The organism is Bacteroidota bacterium (genome assembly GCA_020402865.1).
GTDB lineage: Bacteria > Bacteroidota > Bacteroidia > Palsa-965 > Palsa-965.
In genome coordinates, this window is sequence record JADBYT010000048.1 from 1 (window position 1) to 5815 (window position 5815).

Annotated in this window: 7 protein-coding genes; all 7 read left to right on the forward strand. The window is 50.3% G+C overall.

Going from position 1 to position 5815, the window contains the following annotated elements; genetic code table 11:
• The first annotated feature begins 248 nt into the window (after window positions 1-248).
• Window positions 249-527, forward strand: coding sequence for a GIY-YIG nuclease family protein (locus IM638_20355; protein MCA6365395.1), 279 nt, complete (start codon window positions 249-251; stop codon window positions 525-527).
• Window positions 528-909: 382 nt separating this feature from the next.
• The gene (asnB, locus tag IM638_20360; protein ID MCA6365396.1) at window positions 910-2901 is read left to right on the forward strand and encodes an asparagine synthase (glutamine-hydrolyzing); all 1992 of its coding nucleotides are present in this window, start codon (window positions 910-912) and stop codon (window positions 2899-2901) included.
• Window positions 2902-2906: 5 nt separating this feature from the next.
• Entirely contained in the window at window positions 2907-3542 is a 636-nt protein-coding gene (locus tag IM638_20365) for a Crp/Fnr family transcriptional regulator (protein ID MCA6365397.1), read from the forward strand.
• A 60-nt stretch (window positions 3543-3602) separates the two neighbouring features.
• Window positions 3603-3920 carry a rhodanese-like domain-containing protein gene (locus IM638_20370; protein MCA6365398.1) on the forward strand — a complete coding sequence of 106 codons (318 nt, stop codon included), beginning with the start codon at window positions 3603-3605 and terminating at the stop codon, window positions 3918-3920.
• Entirely contained in the window at window positions 3920-4216 is a 297-nt protein-coding gene (gene trxA, locus IM638_20375; GenBank protein ID MCA6365399.1) for a thioredoxin, read from the forward strand. The genes IM638_20370 and trxA overlap by 1 nt, the downstream gene beginning before the upstream one ends.
• Before the next feature lie 22 nt (window positions 4217-4238).
• Window positions 4239-4997, forward strand: coding sequence for a hypothetical protein (locus tag IM638_20380; GenBank protein ID MCA6365400.1), 759 nt, complete (start codon window positions 4239-4241; stop codon window positions 4995-4997).
• 87 nt (window positions 4998-5084) lie between these two features.
• Complete coding sequence (locus IM638_20385) at window positions 5085-5573, forward strand: YajQ family cyclic di-GMP-binding protein (GenBank protein ID MCA6365401.1); 489 nt, start codon at window positions 5085-5087, stop codon at window positions 5571-5573.
• The last annotated feature ends 242 nt before the right edge of the window (window positions 5574-5815 follow it).

Consider the following 5815-nt stretch of genomic DNA (forward strand, 5'->3'; position numbering starts at 1 on the left):
ATCACCATATAGTTATGCATCCGGTGGCTTCGATGAACTCAGCCGCCGGAAGCAACAAGTTCCGGTGATTGAGCTTGTCGAAATCACCGGGCAGTTATGCATCCGGTGGCTTCGATGAACTCAGCCGCCGGAAGCAACAGGTTCCGGTGATTGAGCTTGTCGAAATCACCGGGGAACTTTGATAATTACAGCACTTTGAAGATAATTGACACTTTTTTGTATTTTTATTTAATACAAAATTAAAATAAATGAAAGGTTATATGTACATATTGAAGTGTTCAGACGGTTCCTACTACGTTGGCAGCACAACTAATCTCGAATTACGCTTGCAGCAACATCAGCGTGGTGAAGGCGCCAAACACACAAAAAAAAGACTGCCTGTAGAACTAGTTTACTTCGAAGAATATGACAGAATTGATGTGGCATTTTACCGTGAGAAACAGGTGCAGGGATGGAGACGTGAGAAAAAAGAAGCATTAATTAATGGAGACTTTGGTTTGTTACCAGAGTTATCGAGGAGACATTAAATCCGGTGGCTTCGATGAACTTAGCCTCCGGAAGCAACAGGTTCCGGTGATTGAGCTTGTCGAAATCACCATATAGTTATGCATCCGGTGGCTTCGATGAACTCAGCCTCCGGAAGCAACAGGTTCCGGTGATTGAGCTTGTCGAAATCACCATATAGTTATGCATCCGGTGGCTTCGATGAACTTAGCCGCCGGAAGCAACAAGTTCCGGTGATTGAGCTTGTCGAAATCACCATATAGTTATGCATCCGGTGGCTTCGATCCTCGCAAGAATTACAGGTACTCCGCCACCGACAGACTACATTAACTCATCGCACTGTCAGAGTAAAACTCATTTAGTAATCCCCCAAAACACTTATTCCCTACCTTTACGCACACACCTATGTGCGGCATTACAGGCATTGTTAATCTTTCTTCACGCCCACTGCATCTTACCGAAGCAGCGCAGGCCATGAATACCGCCATTGCTCACCGCGGGCCAGATGGCGAAGGATTTCTGGCGGTTGATGAACACGGTAATACCACGGCACTCAGCGGCCTTCATACACCACAGGCCTTGTGCAACATGCCCCACCCCCACAGTCCGCACCAAAACATTGCTGCCTTTCACTCATCGCCGCGCTTTGTGTTCGGGCATCGACGGCTTGCCATTATCGACATCAGCGCTGCCGGGCATCAGCCGCTTTGTACGGCCGACAAACAGTTGTGGATTACCTACAACGGCGAACTCTACAACTACATTGAACTCCGCGCCGAACTCGAAAGCAACGGCGTACACTTTCATACGCATACCGACACTGAAGTGGTGCTCGAAGCCTACCGCGCCTGGGGCGAAAACTGCCTGACACGTTTCAACGGTATGTTTGCCTTTGTGCTTTGGAACCGTGCAACACACCAACTCTTTGCCGCGCGCGACCGCTTTGGCGTAAAGCCGTTTTACTATTACCACGATGCGGAGGTGTTTTGCTTTGCTTCCGAGCAGAAAGCACTGCGCAAAAATCCGTTTGTAAAAACGGCGCTTCACATGGAAGCAGTTGCCGATTATTTTGCCGGCAGCGAAATTGAATACCAGCCTGAAAGCTTTTTTGCCAATATTCTTGAACTTTTTCCGGGCTGTGCGCTCAGCATTAATTTGCAAAGCAATGAAGTAAAGCAATGGGCCTGGTACAGCCTCACCATTAACCAGCGGTTTGTCAACCCTGCGCCCGAACGCTTTGCGGCGCATGTGGAACTGGTGCGCGAGCGTTTGTATGAAGCCATACGCCTGCGCATGCGCGCCGATGTGCCCGTGGGCGCCTGTCTGAGCGGCGGTATCGACAGTTCGGCTATTGCGGGCATTATGGCCGATGTGGTGCGCAACCACGGCAATGTAAATGTGGGCGAACGCATGAAACTGTTTACAGCTGTGTTTGATGATGCACGCATCGACGAACGCCGCTGGGCGCAGGAAGTAGTGGCGCGCACACAGGCCGAATGGCACACCGTGCAGCCCCAGCCGCAGGAATTACTGGCCGATCTGGAAGAACTCATTTACAGCCAGGATGTGCCCATCTGGAGCACCAGCACCTATGCGCAGCATCGTGTGATGAAACTGGCAGCGCAAAACGGCATACGTGTACTGCTCGACGGGCAGGGCGGCGACGAATTGTTTGCCGGCTATCATCCTTACTTCCGTGCATTCTGGCGCGAACTGCTGGGTAATGGCGAATGGGGCACGCTGCGCAGTGAAATGAACGCATTTGACGGCCCCGCGCTGAAATTCATGCTGCGCGAACAGCTGAAACAACGCACCTTTCCCGCACTCCCGGCCGCACTACGCAAAAAACTCATGCTGCGCGCATACCCCGAATTCAGCTACCTCAATCCGGAACTGATTGACAGCTATGTGCGGCGCCGCAATACGCGTACGCCGCAAACGCTTAACGAAATGCTGCGCGGCGAGTTTGTAAACACGCGGCTGAAAGGATACCTCAAATGCGAAGACCGCTGCTCCATGTGGCATTCGGTTGAATCGCGCACGCCTTTTGCCGACGATCATTTGCTTATTGAAACCGTGTTTGCGCTGCCCGGCAGCATGAAAATACACCAGGGCTACACCAAAGCCCTGCTGCGCGAAGCCGCCGCCCCCTGGCTGCCCGAGGCTATACGCACGCGACGCGATAAAATGGGCTATGTGACGCCAAACAATAAATGGATAACTCAACTCCGAAACGAATTCAGACCCTATTTTGAACAGAATTTCGACGGAATTTTCAATAAAGAACGCCTGCTTAAAGAATACGACCAGCTGTTTAGTCCGCAGGGGGATACAGATACCGGCAGGGTGTTCAAATTTATTGCCTTTGCCGTGTGGCGTAAAGTGCATAATATGTAATGAACATGTACACCAAAGCCTATTCGTTATTTTCTGCCGATCAGCAACTGGCTGATGAATTGCGTAAGCTGGGCACATCGCGTGTGTTTAAACACGGCGAAACACTTACCGGCACAGGCAGCTACATACGCAGTATTCCGATTGTACTTAGCGGACGTATTAAAGTAACGCAGCGCGATGAAGAAGGACGCGACCGGTTTCTGTATCATATCATGCCGGGAGAGAGTTGTGTAACCATGTTTTCGGGCGGATTGGGCGGCATGAGTATGGTTACCACCACAGCCGATGAAGAATCGGAAGTGTTGCTGGTGCCCATTGAAAAGGCGCGAGAACTTGCGCAGCAGTTTCCGCAGTTTACCGATTTCATCTTCATGCTTTACAACAAACGCTTTGAAGATTTACTGCAACAGCTGCAGGAACTAACCACGCAGCCCATGGCCGTAAGGCTTATCAACTTGCTGCGCCGCCACGAATACAACAAAGGCGGCGAAATACGCATCACCCACCAGCAACTGGCTGATGAACTTGGCTCGGCACGTGAAGTGATCTCACGCACACTCAAGCAACTCGAAAAAAGCGGTGTGGTGGAACTTGGCCGCAACAGAATTAAGCTTACCGGCAAAAATCCCGATACTGTGTAACCTGAGTTACTGAACAGCTGAAAACTGTATTACACCTTTGCTTCACTAAACTCAACAACTATGTTAGGCATACTTAAAAACCTGTTTGGCAACGGAGGGGGAATTCCCGAAGAAGTACTTACAAATCCGAAACTGACCATTGTGGACGTGCGCACACCGGGCGAATACAAAGGCGGACATATTAAAGGCTCTATCAATATTCCGCTTGATCAGCTGGAAAAAAATCTGGGAAAGCTCAAGGGTAAAGAGCCTATTGTACTCTGCTGTGCTTCCGGCATGCGCAGTGGCAGTGCACACCGTGTAATGAGCAGCAAAGGCTTTACCAATGTATATAACGGCGGCGGCTGGTCGTCGCTCAGATCTCAACTCGGAAAATAATGTCGCGCTTTCAGGAACTGATCAATTCGGGAAAACCCGTACTGGTTGATTTTTTCGCCACCTGGTGCGGTCCGTGCAAAGCACAGGCGCCAATTCTGGAACAACTGGCCGAACGTGTGGGCGATACGGCGCATATTCTGAAAGTGGATGTGGATAATAATCCGCAGGCTGCTTCTATATATGGTGTGCGTGCTGTGCCCACGCTCCTGCTGTTTCAAAATGGCAAGGTGGTTTGGCGGCACAGCGGCGTAATGGGCGCAGCTGAGCTCGAACAGCTTATCCGTTCGCACACTTAATGGCTTTCCTTATCTTTACCACATGAAAAAATTACCGTTTATTCTGGCGGCTGCATTCGCTGTCATTCTTCTGATACAATGCCAGCAGCCTCAGGGCGCACTTCCCGCTCCGCAATTTTCACAACAGCTTGCCAAGCTCGATAACGAACAGCTGATTGATGTGCGCACACCTGAAGAATATGCTGCAGGACATATTGAAGGTGCAGTAAACATCAACTTCTACGGCGATGCGTTTGACAATGCGATTTCTCAACTCGATAAATCGCGGCCGGTTTATGTGTATTGCAAAGTAGGCGGCCGCAGTGCCAAAGCCGCTGCCAGCATGCGTTCGAAAGGATTTACCAATGTGGTTGAATTACAGGGCGGATTTGATGCCTGGAACAGCGCCAACTTCCCGGTGTCTGTGACTAACACACCTGCGGCTCCGCCGGCTACCGACGGAAAAGGCAATCCGGTGGTGGTTGACAAGCCTTTCTCTAAAACTGTTTACCTCGAAGAAGTACGCAAAGACCGCTACACATTAGTTGACTTTGCGGCCGGCTGGTGTGGTCCCTGCCGCATTCTGGCTCCGCGCATCGACGAGGTGCAGAAGGAAATGAATAACGGCTTTACCCTGCTGAAAGTGGATGCCGACCGCGACACCGACATTTGCGATTCGCTGCGCATTACTGCATTGCCTACGCTTGTGTTTTACAAAAACGGCAAACAGCTCTGGCGCCAGACCGGCCTGCTCGAAAAATCGTCGCTCGATCAGATGATCCGCGATGCGATGAAAGAATAACGATTCTGCTTTCCGAAGAATTTACAACGCCCTGTGCCCTTCGCACGGGGCGTTATGCTATTTTTGCTCCAATCAAACGCACGCACCATGCCCAGTTTCGACATTGTAAGTAAAATAGATGCGCAAACACTTGATAACGCCATCAACAGCGCACGTAAGGAAATCATCGGCCGTTTCGATTTCAAAGGCACAAAAAGTACCATTGATCTCGACAAGAAGAATCTGGTGCTTACCATTCTTACCGAAGACGAAATGCGCCTTGAAGCCATTATTGATGTGATCCGCATGCGCATGATCAAACAGCAGCTCGATCCGCGCAGCCTCGACGAAGGCAAGGAACACGCCGCATCGGGCAGCATGATACGCAAAGAAGTAACTGTACGGCAGGGTGTAGATAAAGACACTTCCCGCAAACTCATTAAAGACATCAAAGATTCAAAACTGAAAGTGCAGGCGCAGCAAATGGATGATATGGTGCGTGTAACCGCCAAGAAGATCGACGATCTTCAGCAGGTAATTGCACTGGTTCGTAAAGGTGAATATGATTTACCTTTTCAGTTTGTGAATATGAAGTAGGAAGAATTGCGGTGGCTTCGGCATACTCCGGTGATTGAGCTTGTCGAAATCACCGGGAGAAAAAGGCTCCGGTGATTGAGCTTGCTGAAATCACCGGGGGATAAAGGCTCCGGTGATTGAGCTTGCTGAAATCACCGGGGGATAAAGGCTCCGGTGATTGAGCTTGTCGAAATCACCGGGAGAAAAAGGCTCCGGTGATTGAGCTTGTCGAAATCACCGGGAGAAAAAGGCTCCGGTGATTG